This window comes from Enterovibrio nigricans DSM 22720 (genome assembly GCF_900167155.1).
Lineage (GTDB): Bacteria > Pseudomonadota > Gammaproteobacteria > Enterobacterales > Vibrionaceae > Enterovibrio > Enterovibrio nigricans.
This window is the reverse complement of sequence record NZ_FUXU01000053.1, coordinates 14,466-31,472: the sequence shown is the minus strand read 5'-3', so window position 1 is coordinate 31,472 and position 17,007 is coordinate 14,466. Positions and strand designations below refer to the sequence as shown.

The following is a 17,007-nucleotide window of genomic DNA, read 5'->3' as shown; positions in this document are numbered from 1 at the left end:
TGCATTCTGGGAACAAGGACACCCTCGCAATTTAGCAGTAGGTTGTCAAAAGCTCTACGGCTCCAACAAGAAGTGGAAAAAGCGGTATGGCTATCACAAGCGCTCACTATCAGAGACAGCAATGTACCGAGTAAAACAGCTGCTAGGTGGGGAATTAGGCCTAAGAAATTACATTGCTCAGGTTGGCGAGACTTACGCTATGATCAAAGCGCTGAACAAGCTTACAGGACTGGGTATGCCTGAAACTCAGTATATTGCTTAAGAACCGAACAACTTTAGGCTGCCATGTCTTCCAACCGAATTAAGCAACAAAGCCCATTCACGCGGACTTGGAGGAGAATGGATGTGAGATCAGAAACGCTTTCGCAGAGGAAAGAAGAACACGCATAGTGGAGCACTTGCTCCACTATGCGATTATCTTAGATAAATGAGACGTAAGGTGTTTTGAAGTTTTTGATATTTGGGAATATCTCCATGATATCGGCTTCTGGAAGGCCAAACCAACGGCACAAGCTTGCGTTTACCCTGTCGGCAGCAATGAGAGGAATGATCCTTCCATTTTTGTAATCGCGAGCACTCCCAGAGTTCAGTTCAGGAAAACGCCCGAAGGCTCTTTTAGTGCGCACTGAACCACCAAGCACGATTTGATGGCCAGCCCAGCCATGGTCTGTGCCTGTCGCGTTGGGTTGCGCTCGTCTTCCGAAGTCGGACATCGTGATTGTCGTTACTGCGTTTGATAGACCTTGCGCCGCAATGTTGTCTTGGAAGGCCGCAAGCGCTTCTGCCACTTCGCTCAGCAATGCAGGGTGCCTATCTGCTTGGTCTTTATGTGTGTCAAAGCCGCCCATGCCAACCAAAAACACTTGTCTGGGTTGCTCTAGTGTCTGGTTGGCGCGAATGAGTCTTTCCACCAAGCTCAATTGTCCGCCCAAACGGCTTTGTGGCATGCTGTCAAGCGCAGGAAATTGCTCCAACGTGGCACTCAGAAATTCATTTTCTAATACGCCATTTCTCATGGATTTCGCGTATTGGCGGGAATAGATATTGGGATAAGTTTCATCGGTAAAGTGACCAAAATATCCGTCGCGAAAAGCACTGAGACGTTGCCATGCAGGGTAATTACCCACCCCTTTGGTACTCAGCACGCTTTGTCTTACCCTATCACCTCTGAGCAGCAGATTATCGCCGGTAATGGAGAATAAAGGTGTAACACTGGAATGATTCGCGAATTTATCTAACATTCGCCCCGCCCATCCAGATGCTCGCGTCAGGTTTGTCGCACCAGCTTGCCACATTTGTTGCTGGGTGTTGTGCGCCATTAAAAACTCAGGGAGTCTTACACTCTCAGCTGCAATTTTTGCTGCGTTGGTTGGTTCAATAAGTTGTCCTGAAGTAAGAATGACGTTTGCATCACCCCGTTCAAAAAGAGGGAGCAGTGGGGAAAGAGATTGATGGATACCCACGTCCTCTTTTCGCCACGTCTGTAGTCCTGTGTTCAGAATCTCTGATTTAGGTACACCTAAATGTCCGCGAATTTGCGCATACTCGCTGTAGCGAGCAGAAGAGAGAGGAATGATGGTGTTGAAAGCATCATTACCGCCGAAAAGAAACACAATAACGAGTGCTTTGTAGTCACTATGTTCAATGCTTTGTGCTGACAGAGGGTGGCTTGCTAAACTGGCTGTTGTTGCGGCCACAGAGCCCCTAAGAAAAGTACGGCGAGAAATTTTCATGAGAGGGCCTCCTGGGTGAAAAACTCGGGTGAGGTGAGGGCGGTATAAAGGGCAACGCGGACCTTTTTGTGTTTTTTCAATTTATCATTCGCTGCCAACAAGGCGGAGAGCCTGTTTTTGAGGCCGTTCGACATCGATTGACAGAAAAAACGCGCTTCAATTAGACCAATCAAGTCTTCATGGTGCTTGGCGGCTTCTTCAAACTCTGTTTTATCCCAGATCCAATGCTCTTTAGATGCACCGTTGATTAATCGGTGAATCAAATCTTGCGTATCGTGTAGCGTTTGAGCATTGATAATTTTGAACTCGGGTGCTGTTAATTCTTTGTCTGCAATTTCTCCCTGAGGTGCAAAATCGGGTGTATAGAAATTAAAGACGGAAGGCGCTTCGAGTGGTGCTTGTCCTAGTATCGAGTATGTACCGAAATAATCGTTCCAAGCGTCATGTTTTGAATCAATATTTAATCCGCGACCTATCTGCGTCAGAGCAACAATGGGTTCTTTCGCTTTTCCGAAATGACTGCGAGAATCCATAACAGTGTCACCCAGCCCTCTTTCGTTGATTGCGTCACTGTCGGTTAGCACGGCGAGCAACGTGGCTTTTAAATCGCCCCTAACACCAGCCCCGTTATCCTTAAACGCGTTAGCAACACGTCTAACATATTCTGGGCGCGGGTTACTGGTAACCAAACGTTTTATCAGTAATGTAGCGACAAAAGGCGGAGTGTTGGAGTGTGCAAAAAGAATGTCCATCGCTCGGCGAATATCTTGGCGAGGCGAGAGGTTTGCTTTAATTTGTTTCCCCAACACGTGTTTGGTTTGGGTGTCGTGATATGCACGTTTAGCGGTCATGCGAAAGGCGTTTCTTTTTCCAAACCAGCCTGTAAATGCACGTGCTAACTCTTCCACATCCTCCTGGGAATACGCGGGAATCTTTGCACCATTGGCATCAAGTTTTGGAGTGCCGTCTTGGTTGAGCTCCCACAAACCTATCGTGAATAACTGCATAATTTCACGTGCGTAATTCTCATCAGGAAACGTTTTTTTTGCGGGGTCCGCTTTTCTGCTGCCATCCATGGTAAGAAACTGCCCCATAGCGGCTGTCAGTGTGACTTCCTCCATGAGTTTTCGATAGTTGCCTAAAGCGTTTTTTAGCAAGATATCGTAGTAGTAGACGACCCTATCTGGCTTACCGGCAATTCCGTTGAAAGAAACGACGAATATCTGGCTGAGTGCAAATGCCATTCGCTGTTTAACTTGGTCTTTAGCCTGAAAAGCGAGATTCCACCAAGCGCCGTTTTTCGCTCTAAGTCGAACGCGCTGAATTTCAGAGAAGTTAGGGGTATATGCTCTAGCAAGGGGGAGATGCAGCGATTCTTTCAGTGTGGCTTGCTCTTCAAACCATGAAAGTACTCCTTGGGACATCAATTGTTCCAAGTCGTCCTTTTTAACCCCAAATGTCGCTCGCTGCAGGAATCGGCTTGCTTTGATGGGATTATTTTCAATATCTGACAACATGCTCAGGATCCTTCCTCTAATTAGTATCTATAGACGATGAGAATTTTCCGCGATTAATGTTTAGACTGGCATGTTGTGGATATTTTATATGTCTCTAGAATGAGATGGCGTTTATTTTGCAAGGGTAATATGTGGTGTTTTGTTTAAAACATAATATACGAATTAGCTAATATTGAATCTTTTCTAGTTCCATAGTATGAAAAAAGTTTTAGTGAGTCTAATGCTATGAATAATAAAGATTAATTTTAGTTGTATTTTTTAATTTTCGTTGTTTGTATGTTAATTTATTAATTATTGTTGAGTTAAATAGTCAAATCTTTTGGTGTGTGTAAGCGTTTTTTCAAAAGAATAGCCCGAATGATTTCGGGCTTTTTTATTTTATTTTTTAATTGTAAGCGCGAGCAAACGAACCTTGAGTGCTAGCAGAATACTGTTGGGTAGAGGCAGGAATAAATACCGACTCACCTTTATTTAACGTCACGCTATCTCCACTTTGGTGTGTAACGGTCAGCGGTGCATCAATGGCGATCAGAATTTCTGCACTGGATGTCGTTAGCGATTCCTTCTCTGTGTTGCGGTAAACACTGAACTTGAAATCTGGCACTGGAATTGGGTAATGCTGTGCATTGCCTTCTACGTTAGGTGCCAGCAGTATGATCTCTTTTGGCATCGGCACACAACGGGTACATGAAACCAACTCAGGGATATCCATGTGTTTTGGGGTCAGACCTGCGCGCAATACGTTGTCAGAGTTCGCCATGATCTCCAGCCCCGTCCCTTTGATATACGCATGAGGTGTACACGCATCGAGGAACATGGCGTCGCCTGGCGCCAACGTAATGGTGTTCAGAATGAGCGGAGAGAACAGGCCAATATCGCCAGGGTATTGTGTAGATAAATCCAATAGCAATGCAAAGAAGGCATCTTCTTTATGCGCGTCTGCAAACGCAATAAGCTGCGCAAGGCAACTCGCTTTCACCTCGCCATCCAAAGACAGCATGGCTTCAAAAAATGCGCTCAGTCCTGCTTCGTTCTGGTTCGCTTCCAGTGCGTTGAGAAGTTCGCTGAGCTCAGCAATGTTTAGCTGGTGGAAGAGACCCAATATTTCACTGTAGTCACGGAAGCCATTCATGGCAGTGTATGACGTCAATGCGTAGACAAGCTCAGGCTTGTGGTTTGGATCTTTATAATTGCGAAAGCCCGCAGACAGTGGAATGCCCGCTGCTTCTTCTTTCGCGAAGCCTTCTTCGGCTTGCGCTTTACTTGGGTGAACTTGTACTGACAGCGCTTTCTCAGCAGAAAGCACTTTGAACAGGTAAGGCAGTTCACCAAATTGGGCCGCTGTGCCTGCACCAAGTATCTTTGTCATGTCGGTGTTGATGAAATCTGACAGCAGGGTTTCATTGCCGTCAACGGTCACTTTTGAGCAACCATTTGGGTGTGCACCCATCCAGATTTCAGCTTGTGGTTTGTTTTCAGGGTTCGCGATATTGAATAGGGTATTCAGGGCATCGTGGCTGCCCCACGCATAGTCCTGGATAATATTGTTCAGTGGGTAAAAGTGAGTCGTCATTCTTCTTCTTCTTCTTCTTCGTTCTTCTTTTAGTGTTTCAAAACTGGCTGTGAGTGTATCAGAACCGTTTCATTAAATTTGGATCTAAAACAGGAAAACGCCCCCTTAAGAATAAGGGGGCGAATTCAGGGGGAATCGATTAAGCAGTTGCTACAGAAGCACTTTCTTTCTGAGCTTTAGCTTGACGCATTTTCTTTAGAGAAACTGCAACCAGAGCGGTGACGATTGCACCTGCCGCCATACACGCCAGCGCCAGAACCGGTTTGTTCATCGCACCAAGCAGAGCAACAACCGGACCACCGTGCGCCACGCTGTTCGTGATGCCGAATGAGAAGGCCATGACCGCTGCAACCATCGAACCCAGTACGTTCGCAGGAATCACTGACATTGGGTCTTGCGCAGCGAATGGAATAGCACCTTCAGAGATACCGACCAAGCCCATTGCACCGGATGCTTTACCTGCTTCGATTTCTGATTCTTCGAAGATGTTGAATTTACGGCCGATAACGGTTGCCAGAGACATGCCCAGCGGAGCGACAGGGATTGCACACGCCATGGCACCCATAAACTGTGTCTGACCGCTTGCAATCATGCCGACGGAGAACAGGAAGGCCACCTTGTTGAATGGACCGCCCATGTCGAAGCCAGCCATACCACCTAGAACAATACCCAGAATGATAACGTTACCTGAGCTCATGTTGGTCAGCATGGTGTTCAGGCCTTCCATCAGTCCCGCGATAGGCGCACCGATAACGAAGATGAACAAACCTGCGATGAACAGAGAACCCGTGATTGGCGCAATCATGATTGGCACAAGCGGTTGAATAAACTTGTGGTAGTTACGGGTAGCCACCCATTTCACAAAGTAACCAACCAGCAGGCCTGCAACGATAGCGCCGATGAAGCCAGTACCCGCTTCAGCACCGTAGAACGAACCGTTGTTGGCGATCCAGCCACCAATCAGACCCGGCGCAAGACCCGGACGGTCAGCAATGGCGTAAGCGATATAACCAGACAGAATAGGGATCATCAGTGTAAAGGCGACCACACCCACATCAAGTACTTTGTTCCACAGGCTACCCGGAGGAATTGCCATGCCCGCTTCGGTAGGCTGACCACCAATTGCGAGCGCCAGTGCGATCAGAAGACCACCAGTCACAACAAACGGGATCATGTGAGATACACCGTTCATGAGGTAACGATAGAGGTCAGAACGTGCTTGTGATGCTTTGCTTTCACCGTTGTCGGCGGCGCGCTCGTCCGCATTTGCCACGTATTCAGGGGCTGACAAGGCTTGGTTGATCAGGCCTTTTGCATCTTTGATGGGGGCTTTTACACCTGTTTTGATTAAACGTTTACCGGCAAAACGCGCCATATCCACTTGCTTGTCACAAGACACGATAATCGCTTCTGCACGTGCAATCTCTTCAGCGGTTGGGCTGTTTTTCACGCCGATAGAACCGTTGGTTTCTACCTTCATTTCATAACCCAGCGCAGCGGCACCTTTTTCCAGTGCTTCTGCCGCTAGATAGGTGTGCGCCACACCCGCAGGGCAGCCCGTTACACCAATTAACAAGCCTTTGTTAGCTTCTGGTGTTTCCTGTTGTTCTTTTTTCTCCAGCAAAAGCGCCAGTGCGTCCTCTGCTGTTGCAGCCTGCATGAACGTTTCAATAAAACCGTCTTCAATCAGTTTGGAAGACAGTTCAGCCAGCACTTCAATATGGTGGTTTGCACCGCCATCCGGCGAAGCAATCATGAAAAAGAGTTTCGAAGGCAGGCCGTCTTCTGCGCCGTACTCGATACCTTCGCGGCTGATGCCAATCGCAACTGCAGGTTCGATAACCGCAGCACTTTTTGCGTGCGGCAGCGCAACGCCGTCTTCAAAGCCAGTATTGCCTAGCTCTTCGCGGGCATGAATATCTGCAAGAAACTGTGCTTTATCGTTAACGCGACATTGCGCATGCAGAAGCTCGATCATCTCAACAAAGACGTCTTCTTTTGTCTTGGCGCTCAGATTCAGGCAAATCAGATTTTTATTGATTAGCGACGTAATCATGATTGCTACCCCAGGTAATTATTGTGTTGTTTCGATAAGGGTAATTTTCCGCTTTTCCCCTATGTTTCAGAAAGAGGAGATAAAAGGCTTTTACTGGATATTTGTAACCTAGCGTAGTGAGTGTGATCGCATTCTCATTTTTATTGCCCATTAATTAATAACGCCGATGTATATAAAGATTAATAAAAACAATGGTTAATCTTCATCTATCTGTTGGGTTGGTTTTTGGTGGTGCGTTGGCCATGTGTGGAAAGCTAGAAATTAGTAACGTAATGCTGATGCGTGAAGGGAAAAATTAAGTGACTGAAATCACGCTATTGGTCTTGGTGACAGAATAGATCTGGCGGGAAGTGATAGGCGACATGATAATGCCCGCGGAATCATCAGTATGTTAGAGGAAAAATGAGCCAGGTTTTTCATCTCCTTTTAGATAACCTGCTTTCAGAGAGCGAGCATGTCAGTCGCATCGTCTTTGCTCGGGACCAAGTTACTCCTCCACAGTTTAGCTACCAAGTGAACTTCCCCCGCGTAGAGTTGGTACTGAGCGGTGAGTATCCCAACTTGCTGGAGAGTGAAGACAAATCGATAAACGAAGTGGTACTCACGCAAGGTGACGTATTGTACGTTCCGCCGAACAGCTGGAATAAACCGAACTGGGATACAGATTGCTCGGTGCTGAGCTTGTTATTTGGTAAGCGGCAGTTGGGATTCAGCCTTGTCGGAAAGGCGAAAAAACAGCCGGGATTTTATGACGTCCAAAAACACAGCATTCAAACCCGAACAGGACATTCAATCGATCATATGCTGAATGCGCTAAACATGTTAGCGAAGGAGCCCGTACAGGCACCGATGGACAGCTACTTGCTGAAAGCGTTGATGAGCTATTGTCAGACGATGCTCACCGCGCCTGTTGCCAGTTCGCGTAATCGGGTTGAAGACTTGTATCAGGGGATCTGTATTTATATTCAGGAAAACTTCCATCGTTCCATCACTCGTGAATCTATCGCGGCACGCTTTAACATCACCCCTAACCATTTGTCTCGATTGTTCCGGCAACAAGGCCATATGCGGATGGCGGATTACATTACTTGGGTACGTGTTGACCGCGCCAAGTTCATGCTAAAACGTTACGACTTCAGGTTAGGTGAGGTAGCGACGCGCTGTGGCTTTCAGGATGTGAATTATTTTTACCGCGTCTTTAAGGCCAAAACAGGGATGACACCTTCTGAGTATCGCGGGCAAGTGTAGTTACTGTAGAAACGTATCATTGTCCTCGGCAAGGGCCGTGGTTTTTACGGCAGGCTTATCGAAAAGGGGTATTTAGTGCGTGAAGAATGATGGTTTCGATAATATCAATATCGCTGTTTTCCGTGAGGTATTCGCAAAACGTTTCATCGAGCAGTTGTTGTGAGAAGCCTGAAAACGCAACGATGTGCTCACGAACTGGTGGTGTCGGTAGCACTAAACCGACAACCCGCGTTACATCCCCTCGGCTTGACGCCCAATCTAACGGTTCAGAAGATGTCGCGACAAGAATGTGCGCTTGGGTAATGCCCGCAAGCATCACATGAGGAAGCGCAATGCCATGGCCCATACACGTTGAAGAGACGCTTTCCCGTTTGTACATGGCATTAAATATATCTTCTTGCGACAGGGATTCCGTCTTAGACACTTGCAACGCAAATTCGCCGAGTAAGGCATGTTTATCTAACGGCGTATTGGTGAGTCGGTGGCGTTGAACCGCGAAAGGGAGTGAGACATACGTAGTCGGAGAAAATGAGACCGTACGCTTGCCCCCTGAAATCAGCGTGGCATGTTCGTCGATAAAATTGGTGAGTACCATGGAAGCCAGTTCTGCATCGGAGCCTTCGATGAAAAGTTGGCATAAATCATCAGGCAGAGCACTTAAACTCATGATCCGCATCGGGTGCTCAACGCTGGCTTGTTTGCGTTGAGACAGATTGCAGAGAATGGTGACAGAGCGGAAATAACCAGCGAGCGTTTTGAGTTTCGCCAAACGCCATGCCGCCAACCCGTCTTCACCAATCAGGAAAGTGATCCGCCGGGTGATCATAAGGTTTTACAACGCGCCAGTACGCTAACAGGGTCGGTTAATACTTCTTCGATAGTGACGCAGTGAATTTTACTACCCGTGAAACGCGCACGATCTTCAATCTCAATATCAGACGCAATCAATACCACGTCGGCACGCGCGATCTCCATGACGCTCAGCGGGTTTTCAATGCCCATTGCACCTTGGGTTTCAACGTTGATTTGAATACCTGTTTGTTGAGCTGCTTTTTTTAATTCAGCAGCGGCCATGTAGGTGTGGGCGATGCCTGTCGGGCAGGCGGTTACAGCAACAATTTTCATTTTTGATTCTTCTAATAATTTTGCCAGTTGACGCGGCAGAAGGGCGCGCATTTTCCGTCAAGATGGCATTAACGTCCGTGATTTAGCCCACGTTGTTGGCATTATTAGTCGATGCGTGGCCGTAAGGGCAGTGACGACAGCCATTCCCACAGCATTTTCCGCGTTTTAACAGATACCACGCTGACAGCACCATATAGCCGTTTTCTTGTGTGTAATCGATGCCCTCAATCAATGGTGTGTTAGCTGCGTAGGGTTTGGCGAGACGCACTAAATCATCGGTGGTGTAATCCTGATAGATATCATTGAGCTTGCTGTTCACGCGCTTGGCGAGGCAGGAAGGGCAAAGGCAAGCCAGGTTGTCGCTTTCTGCAACGGGTAAAACGGGCGGGTAGCTCATACACCAGCAAGTACCTGAATCGGCGGTACAGGCGACGTCAGTGTTGCACTCTGGACAGGTTTTCATTCTTAACGTGCACTTCTCGTTACGGGCTTATTTTCGTTCTATCTTGCCGAACTTATCGTGTCGACTTAACTGTTTTCGATGTTGTAAAAATCATCTCACACTGAGAGAACCTGCGATCCGCTTCACCCTTTAGGTCAACAAACTTTACGATTGATGCAAATGATAATAGTTTGCATTCAATGTTTATTCAGGAGTGTTAAAGCATGGTACATGAGCACGCTTTTCATGAGGCACCTCTACTTCGTGTAAGGGAACTCTGCGTTGATTACATCACGGATGATGGGCACTTTCGAGCGGTTGATCGTGTGAGTTTCGATATTGGTCACGGTGAGATCTTTGGGCTGGCCGGCGAGTCGGGGTGCGGCAAAAGTACTATCGCTTTCTCAGTAAACCATCTTCACAAGCCACCGGCGATGATTTCTGGTGGGGAAATCTGGCTGGAAGACGTCAATCTTCGCACCCTGTCAGATCAACAGCTGTCTGTGATTCGGTGGAGTGAAATTGCTATGGTATTCCAAAGCGCAATGAATTCATTGAATCCCGTATTGACGGTAGAAGAACAATTTCTTGATGTTATTCAACACCACAAAGGGTGGTCGAGAGAACAAGCGGTTACCCGAGCATTGAAAATGCTTGATTTGGTGAACATCCCCAGAGACAGGTTGAAAGACTACTCACATCAATTCAGTGGCGGAATGCGACAGCGCCTCGTGATTGCGATTGCATTGAGCCTAAGCCCTAAGTTGATCATTATGGATGAGCCAACAACGGCACTCGACGTTGTAGTTCAACGCGAAATCTTGCAGCAAATCTTTAAATTAAAAGAAGAGTTTGGTTTCTCTGTCTTGTTTATCACCCATGATTTGGCTTTGATGACGCAGTTGAGTGATCGCATTGCGATCATGCGCCATGGTGAAATCGTCGAGGTAAATTCCGCCAAAAAGATTCGGCACAATCCGCAACACCCATATACACAGAAGTTGTGGGCTTCGTTCCCTAATATCCACGATAGAAAAACCAATAAAGTGAAATCTGAAGAAGGAGCACAGTCATGAACTCGCCGATTATTCAGGTACAGGACATCTCCAAGACATTTTCAATGGGCGGCGGATTTGCGAAAAAAGGGTCTTTTCACGCATTGCGTGGCGTGAGTTTTGACTTGCATAAAGGCAGAACGTTGGCGCTAGTGGGTGAGTCGGGGTGTGGAAAAAGCACGGTCGCACGCTTGATCACCAAAGTTCATGATGTCACATCAGGCAATATTCTCTTCAATGGGCAAAACATCAAGGAGATCAAAACTGGCAACGCATTGCGTGAATATCGCGGTCAGGTTCAAATGGTCTTTCAGGACCCATTTGGGTCCCTCAACCCTGCACACAGAATCGATCACCATATCGCGCGGCCTTTAGGTATTTATCACGCGCGTCTGAGTGATGCGGAAATTCGAGAGAAGCAGCGAGAACTTCTGTCGTTAGTTGAGCTTGATGCAGATTGCCTCAACAAGTTTCCTCACCAATTAAGTGGTGGTCAGAGGCAACGTGTGAATTTGGCACGCGCCTTGGGCGTCGGTGCGCAAGTTATTCTGGCCGATGAACCCACATCGATGTTGGATGTGTCCATTCGTCTTGGTGTGCTGAATTTGATGCAGCGGATGAAGCAGGAAATGGGGATTGGTTTTCTTTATATCACGCATGATTTAGCGACAGCACACTATATCGCGGAAGACACTGCAGTAATGTATCGTGGACAAATAGTGGAGTGGGGCGATACACAACAGATACTTTCCAACCCGCAGCATCCTTATACCAAATTGCTGATTTCCGCTGTCCCTGATCCGGATTTGCCATTTGCTGACCTGATAAAAGAAACTGCGAATTACGCTGAAAATGCAGAAGGCATTCGTGCGCTCAGTGAGCGTTTGCAGCCAGTCATCAACCAAGTGAGTGAGAATCACTTTGTTCGTTGCTGGGAGTCTGCTGCATGATTCAAAACACACAACAGGCCCGAGAAATTCCAGAATGGCTAAGTTGCATTCAGGCGTGGTATTGCAACCAAAATATCAATGAAATGTGTTGCTTGGAGACGTTAGTTATTGAGGCGCCGGTTCACCTTTTTTCTCCCAATATTGATGAAGAAAAAAGCTTGGGGATTGGTTATTGGCTCGATGCGTGTATCAGGCTACATCACCATCTAAATTCGGTTGATGATCGCGATGGGTCCTATGCATTTTTGCAGTTTGCCTATAGCAAGATGCAGGAAATGGGCAGTAACATCAGCCATGACATAGAAGTAAAACGGTGGTGTTTGAAGTGGATGGACGCGCTGGTTGTGACGTTATTGGAGTTCTGCCAGCATCAGCAAAGTCCTTTCTGGGAAGGCGAAGCCAATTCTCTTATTGAAGCGCACGTCAGCTACATGACCGCGCAAAATCACCTCAATCTCTCTCAAGAACTTGCCGCTGTTTAACTCAAAAGATAAGCGTGTCGCGTGATGCGCTTTTTTCAAAAACAATATGTTATACGTCACTGTTAACATAATAATAACAAATGCACGTGCAGGCTCATTTAAGAGACAAAGCATATTAGCGATTCAGGATATATCTATGATCAGCGTTGTGAAGATTTCCTGACATAAGCTTGCTCATTTCCCATTAACTCTGGTACTAAAATCAAATTTTCAGTCGTCAAATCCTATGCATTTGACGGCTCAAACACTTTTTCATTTAGTCCAGCGTTTAGCTAATAGTGGGTGAGTTGAAAGCGTCGAGAGCTTCATGACGTACTAAAAAAATAGTCATGGAGGCGTTATGCAAAACTCTGCATCAAATGATGGAAAATTGAGCCTGACGGCTAAGGTCATTATTGGCTTGGTTGCAGGTATTATTCTTGGACTGACGATAAACATACTCGGACTTAACCCTGCGGGCGGGTTTATTGATACCTATATAACAAACGGCTTATTCCACGTTGTGGGTAAGATGTTTGTGAATGCGTTAAAAATGCTGGTGGTTCCACTGGTACTCTTTTCACTGATTTGTGGCGTATGCGGAATTGGAGATATTAAAGCGTTAGGACGTGTTGGCTCGAAATCCTTTGGGCTCTATATTCTAACGACAGCCATCGCCATTGCGTTTGCTATTACGATTGCATCACTCAGCGGTATTGGTACGGGCATGCAAATGGCCGCAGATACAGCGTTCTCTGGGCGCGAAGCACCACCGCTTTCTCAGGTTCTTATCGACATCATCCCAAACAACCCAATTAATGCACTGTCAGAAGGTGAAATGCTTCAAATCATCTTCTTTGCCATCTTGATGGGGGTTTGTATTTTGATGGTGGGTAAACCTGCCAAAAAAGTGGTTGAGCTGATTGAAGTACTCAACGAAATTATGATGAAAATGGTCACCGTTATCATGGAGATCGCGCCATACGCGGTGTTCTGTTTGATAGCAAAAGCCATGGCGAACCTGGGCTTGGCACTGTTTGCGCAGCTTATTGGCTACGTGGTCGTGCTGATTGCTGTATTGCTTCTCCATTTGTTCGTCGTTATCCCTACGGTGCTCAAAGTGTTCTCTGGCCTAAATCTGCGTTTGTTCATGAAAAAAGTGCGCAATATGCAGGTGTTCGCGTTTAATACCGCAAGCTCCAATGCGACCATTCCCGTTACGCTGCGTACCGTGACTGAGCGTTTGGGTGTAAGGAATTCGGTGGGTTCATTCACCGTGCCGTTTGGTGCCACCATCAACATGGATGGTACGGCGATCATGCAAGGTGTCGCGACAGTGTTTATTGCTAACATCTACGGTATAGACTTAGGCGTGGCGGGCTTTCTCACCGTGATCATGATGGCTGTGCTTGCCTCTATTGGTACGGCAGGTGTGCCGGGCGTAGGCTTGATCATGTTGTCGATGGTATTCGCGCAGGTAGGTTTACCGCTTGAAGGTATTGGCCTGATCCTGGGTGTTGACCGTTTGTTGGATATGGTGCGCACTGCGGTTAACGTGACCGGTGATGCAGCAGTAAGCTGTATTGTTGCGAAAAGCGAAGGCAAGTTGGATGAGTCGATTTACAATGATCCGAAGGCGGGTGTTATCAGCGGTGTTGAAATTGACCATGATGCAGAGAAAGAACTGGCGGATGCGGCAAAAAGCTAGCACCCGTTTTAAGTGAAAAAGAGCACCCTCGGGTGCTCTTTTTTTTTTGCATTCTATTTACTGACGCGAGGTGCGCCACGCGAAATCCACACGGCAAGTAACGCGATGGCAGTACAATTTACAGCAAGTATTTCGATGCTGGATTGCGAGAGCTGCGCAATGCTGAACGCGGTTGCCGCTATCAACAACACGATCACCAGTGTTATCACGCCACACTTTGCTCCCATCGGTTTGGTCGCATGTATTGCTCTTGGATTTCCCATCAACATAAGCGAAAAAACAAGCGAGAAGACCACGCAATACAGGAACAAAGGTTGGATTTGCGTAGCGGCGAAAGGCACAACCAAAAGCCCCACTAACAGCCACGGCAACGGATGCAGTAACAGTGGCTTGTCCATGAAGCGACGGCTACTCAGAGCGTTAACGATAAACACCGTCAGCACTCCGATCACAGCACCTGCAATCACATCTGTCACGTAGTGAACACCAAGGTAAACACGGCTTAACGCGACGAGTAATGCCGGAACCAACCAAATGCTTAATCGGTTATGACCTGCTTGTTTTAGCCAATGATAAATCAGCCCCCACACAGCAAAAGCAGTCGCAGTATGCCCACTTGGAAACGCAAACCCTGACGCGTTGGCAAGCTGTAATTCAGGGAATATATAAAAGGGGCGGGGCACCCCAAAATAGAGCTTTCCAAAGCTGACAATCACGGTGGCGATAACGGTAACAAGCAGGGTTTCGCTTGCACGCTTAACACCACCCGTGGCAATTGCAAAGGGGAGCAGCATAAAGAACAGCACGCCACTTCCCATAGCTGAAGCCCATGTAATCAGCGTGCCCATAAAGGCATTGAATGGTGCAGGAAGGGCGTGGACTGCCCTTTGTACCGTTAGGTTAATATCGGCATTCCACACTGAGAAATCATGAGCGAGGTGAGAAAAATCGGTGCGCTCGTCAATCTCACTTCTGTTGGCTTTTTTTAGCAGTTCGGGAAACATTTTGACTTGGTCTGGAAATCGCGCATCTTCCAGATTGATGCTTTCAGGTTGCACAAGAAAAACGGCGCGAACCTCCCGTCCAAAATGTTCGGCTTGCCACGCCGCGACAGTGCCTTTACCAGAATTGTCGGTATGCACAGGGATAGGGGACAAAGCGACACAATTGTACAAGACTGCATTGCGGAGGCGAGCCAATTCGCCAACGGCTTTCACCTTGATGCCCGTTTCTTCAAGGGTTTCGCGAACGGCTGCATCGGCGGGATTGTCGCTGTCCACATACCCACCGGGAATGGCGATACGATTATTTAAAATATCGCGAGTGACCAATACGCGTCCCGAGGCATCAGACACCAAGCACGCGGCACCTTTGATGGGTGATATTTGTTCATTGGCGAGTATGGGGCTGGCAGCAGACAGTAGGATCAATGCAAGTAAAAGTAGTTGTTTCATAGCTGAATAGAGCAAGCGAGTGTTGAAGCCATTGTATCTGATACCGCGTGGCATGAAATAGGAAAGCGAACATGAAAGTAATGAAAGTGTAAAAATTGTACAAAAACACTGTGTGAATACGTTTAAAAACAAAGAACACAAGCATGATTTGTATTGTTTTTAGGCATTTGAGTGAATTTTCTTAGAAAAAGGGTTTACAGGCACCCCTTAGCTCAGTAATATTCGCCGCAACCACGGAGAGATGGCTGAGTGGTTGAAAGCACCGGTCTTGAAAACCGGCGTGCGTTTATAGCGCACCTAGGGTTCAAATCCCTATCTCTCCGCCAAATTAGATTAAGCCCGCTCACTGAGCGGGCTTTTTCGTATCTGGAGTAAACCTCTGAGATAGGGATGCAGAGCCCTAGTCAGGGTTCAGCCGAGCGACGCGAGACAACGTTGCTCGGCTTTCAAATAACGAATCTAATGGCATCATGATGGATTGGGAAAATAATGGTAGCAATGACGAACAAACTCATCTGCGTGTGTCTGAATTAGAGAGTCCTATCATGAGCCGCAGTGTGAGGAAACAGGTTTTAGCATCAACAGCGGTCTTATGACGTTCGTTATTTTTATTATAAATGCCCATCACTAAAGCAAGTGCCTAACAAATTATATTTAGACGTTTACTATTGTTCTCTTCGTTTGAAACTGGCTAGATGTTTGTTAAACAAAGCAAGAATATTCTTTCTGTTTTCGGCTGAGGCATTCAATGTTTCGCCAAACGAATGATTGATTTTTTCAAAGTCCATCGCGGTGCCATCCCTCCAAAATTCGAAGTGAAGATGAGGCCCTGTTGTTCTTCCTGTGTTACCACTAATGCCAATTTGTTCACCTATCTCAATATAATCTCCAGCACTAACTGCCCGCTTATGTAAATGAAAGTACCGAGAGACATCGCCATTTTCATGCCTAATTGTAATGTGATTGCCAGCCAGACGATCGTATTTTGACACTGTGACTTTGCCGCGCCCAATCGCAATGATAGGGGTTCCAATTGGGGTTGGATAGTCCGTCCCGTAGTGAGGAGTTACCCGGTTTGTGACTGGGTGAAGGCGATTGTGGTCAAAGTGAGAACTTACGGAAAACGAGGTCTTGGTAGGAGCGTTCAGGTATGTCGGACCGGCAAAAGGAATCGCATGTTCGTTATAGAGAGCATTGTCAAAATAGCGAACAATATAAAAATCGTGTTGATTATCTTCATAAAAAAATACGCGAAAACTTTCAGGGTCGAGTTCATCAAAAACAGCATAAAAAATTCCGTTTTCCTTTGGCGTTGCGATAAAGTCGAAATGAGGAGAAACCGTGTTCACTAGCGCGCTCACTTGAGATGCAGACATCCCTGAGTCCAAAGCTGAAGTGAAAAATGAACCCTCGACGATGGCCTGAAACTGCGCTTTTTGTTGCTTTGGTAAGTAGATTTCTGCTTGCGGGAAGGATACGTCGATTTTGGCGTCTGATCGCCACGCTTTGCCTTCGGAGTTTTCACTAACCTTGAATAGAGGTGAGCTAGTGTAGACGGCAACTGAAATAGCAACGAGAACAAACAACGCGGCGAAGGTTAATTGATGTATTGCAGGTCTAGTATCATTTAGAATTATCTTATCAATAGCGTCGCGGTTCATTTTTTAATCTTTTATTCTGGATAA

14 protein-coding genes, 1 tRNA gene and 1 pseudogene are annotated in these 17,007 nt (G+C 46.9%); 7 read left to right on the top strand and 9 right to left on the bottom strand.

Features of this window, described 5'->3' with window-relative positions:
* Window positions 1–262 (top strand): annotated as a pseudogene (locus tag B5D35_RS16425) (IS5/IS1182 family transposase); the annotation flags it as partial.
* A gap of 157 nt (window positions 263–419) precedes the next feature.
* Here the strand turns inward: B5D35_RS16425 and B5D35_RS16420 are convergent.
* The 4 genes from B5D35_RS16420 to B5D35_RS16405 all read right to left on the bottom strand — a co-directional run bounded on the left by B5D35_RS16420 (window position 420) and on the right by B5D35_RS16405 (window position 6,879).
* Window positions 420–1,733: a DUF1501 domain-containing protein gene (locus tag B5D35_RS16420; RefSeq protein WP_078753617.1), complete on the bottom strand. Its 1,314-nt coding sequence runs from the start codon at window positions 1,731–1,733 to the stop codon at window positions 420–422.
* A complete protein-coding gene (locus B5D35_RS16415) occupies window positions 1,730–3,250 on the bottom strand; it encodes a DUF1800 domain-containing protein (protein ID WP_078753616.1) in 1,521 nt (506 codons plus the stop codon). The genes B5D35_RS16420 and B5D35_RS16415 overlap by 4 nt, the downstream gene beginning before the upstream one ends.
* Window positions 3,251–3,635: 385 nt before the next feature.
* Window positions 3,636–4,823 carry a mannose-6-phosphate isomerase, class I gene (gene manA, locus B5D35_RS16410; protein ID WP_078753615.1) on the bottom strand — a complete coding sequence of 396 codons (1,188 nt, stop codon included), beginning with the start codon at window positions 4,821–4,823 and terminating at the stop codon, window positions 3,636–3,638.
* A gap of 139 nt (window positions 4,824–4,962) precedes the next feature.
* Window positions 4,963–6,879 carry a PTS fructose transporter subunit IIABC gene (locus tag B5D35_RS16405; protein WP_078753614.1) on the bottom strand — a complete coding sequence of 639 codons (1,917 nt, stop codon included), beginning with the start codon at window positions 6,877–6,879 and terminating at the stop codon, window positions 4,963–4,965.
* 402 nt (window positions 6,880–7,281) lie between these two features.
* Here B5D35_RS16405 and B5D35_RS16400 point away from each other — a divergent pair, with 402 nt between their 5' ends.
* On the top strand, window positions 7,282–8,127 hold the full coding sequence (locus B5D35_RS16400) for an AraC family transcriptional regulator (RefSeq protein ID WP_078753613.1): 846 nt from the start codon (window positions 7,282–7,284) through the stop codon (window positions 8,125–8,127).
* A 55-nt stretch (window positions 8,128–8,182) separates the two neighbouring features.
* On the opposite strand, the gene B5D35_RS16395 is transcribed toward B5D35_RS16400, so the two are convergent.
* From B5D35_RS16395 to B5D35_RS16385, 3 genes are all read right to left on the bottom strand, one after another.
* Window positions 8,183–8,953, bottom strand: a complete 771-nt coding sequence (locus B5D35_RS16395) for a PTS sugar transporter subunit IIA (RefSeq protein ID WP_078753612.1) — start codon at window positions 8,951–8,953, stop codon at window positions 8,183–8,185.
* A complete protein-coding gene (locus B5D35_RS16390; RefSeq protein ID WP_078753618.1) occupies window positions 8,950–9,252 on the bottom strand; it encodes a PTS fructose transporter subunit IIB in 303 nt (100 codons plus the stop codon). The genes B5D35_RS16395 and B5D35_RS16390 overlap by 4 nt, the downstream gene beginning before the upstream one ends.
* Window positions 9,253–9,334: 82 nt before the next feature.
* Window positions 9,335–9,715 carry a cysteine-rich CWC family protein gene (locus B5D35_RS16385; RefSeq protein ID WP_244556634.1) on the bottom strand — a complete coding sequence of 127 codons (381 nt, stop codon included), beginning with the start codon at window positions 9,713–9,715 and terminating at the stop codon, window positions 9,335–9,337.
* A gap of 203 nt (window positions 9,716–9,918) precedes the next feature.
* Between B5D35_RS16385 and B5D35_RS16380 the strand changes: the two genes are divergently transcribed.
* The 4 genes from B5D35_RS16380 (at window position 9,919) to B5D35_RS16365 (ending at window position 13,868) form a co-directional block, all read left to right on the top strand.
* Complete coding sequence (locus tag B5D35_RS16380; RefSeq protein ID WP_078753610.1) at window positions 9,919–10,770, top strand: ABC transporter ATP-binding protein; 852 nt, start codon at window positions 9,919–9,921, stop codon at window positions 10,768–10,770.
* Entirely contained in the window at window positions 10,767–11,699 is a 933-nt protein-coding gene (locus B5D35_RS16375) for an ABC transporter ATP-binding protein (RefSeq protein WP_078753609.1), read from the top strand. The genes B5D35_RS16380 and B5D35_RS16375 overlap by 4 nt, the downstream gene beginning before the upstream one ends.
* Window positions 11,696–12,181 carry a hypothetical protein gene (locus tag B5D35_RS16370; RefSeq protein WP_078753608.1) on the top strand — a complete coding sequence of 162 codons (486 nt, stop codon included), beginning with the start codon at window positions 11,696–11,698 and terminating at the stop codon, window positions 12,179–12,181. The genes B5D35_RS16375 and B5D35_RS16370 overlap by 4 nt, the downstream gene beginning before the upstream one ends.
* 340 nt (window positions 12,182–12,521) lie before the next feature.
* A complete protein-coding gene (locus B5D35_RS16365) occupies window positions 12,522–13,868 on the top strand; it encodes a dicarboxylate/amino acid:cation symporter (protein ID WP_078753607.1) in 1,347 nt (448 codons plus the stop codon).
* A 53-nt stretch (window positions 13,869–13,921) separates the two neighbouring features.
* Here the strand turns inward: B5D35_RS16365 and B5D35_RS16360 are convergent, their stop codons facing one another.
* Window positions 13,922–15,322, bottom strand: a complete 1,401-nt coding sequence (locus B5D35_RS16360; RefSeq protein ID WP_078753606.1) for a bifunctional NUDIX hydrolase/phosphatase PAP2 family protein — start codon at window positions 15,320–15,322, stop codon at window positions 13,922–13,924.
* A gap of 235 nt (window positions 15,323–15,557) precedes the next feature.
* On the opposite strand from B5D35_RS16360, the gene B5D35_RS16355 reads away from it, so the two are divergent.
* Window positions 15,558–15,648: transfer RNA gene (locus B5D35_RS16355), tRNA-Ser, on the top strand.
* A 339-nt stretch (window positions 15,649–15,987) separates the two neighbouring features.
* Here B5D35_RS16355 and B5D35_RS16350 read toward each other — a convergent pair.
* Entirely contained in the window at window positions 15,988–16,983 is a 996-nt protein-coding gene (locus tag B5D35_RS16350; protein ID WP_078753605.1) for a peptidoglycan DD-metalloendopeptidase family protein, read from the bottom strand.
* Between the last annotated feature and the right edge of the window lie 24 nt (window positions 16,984–17,007).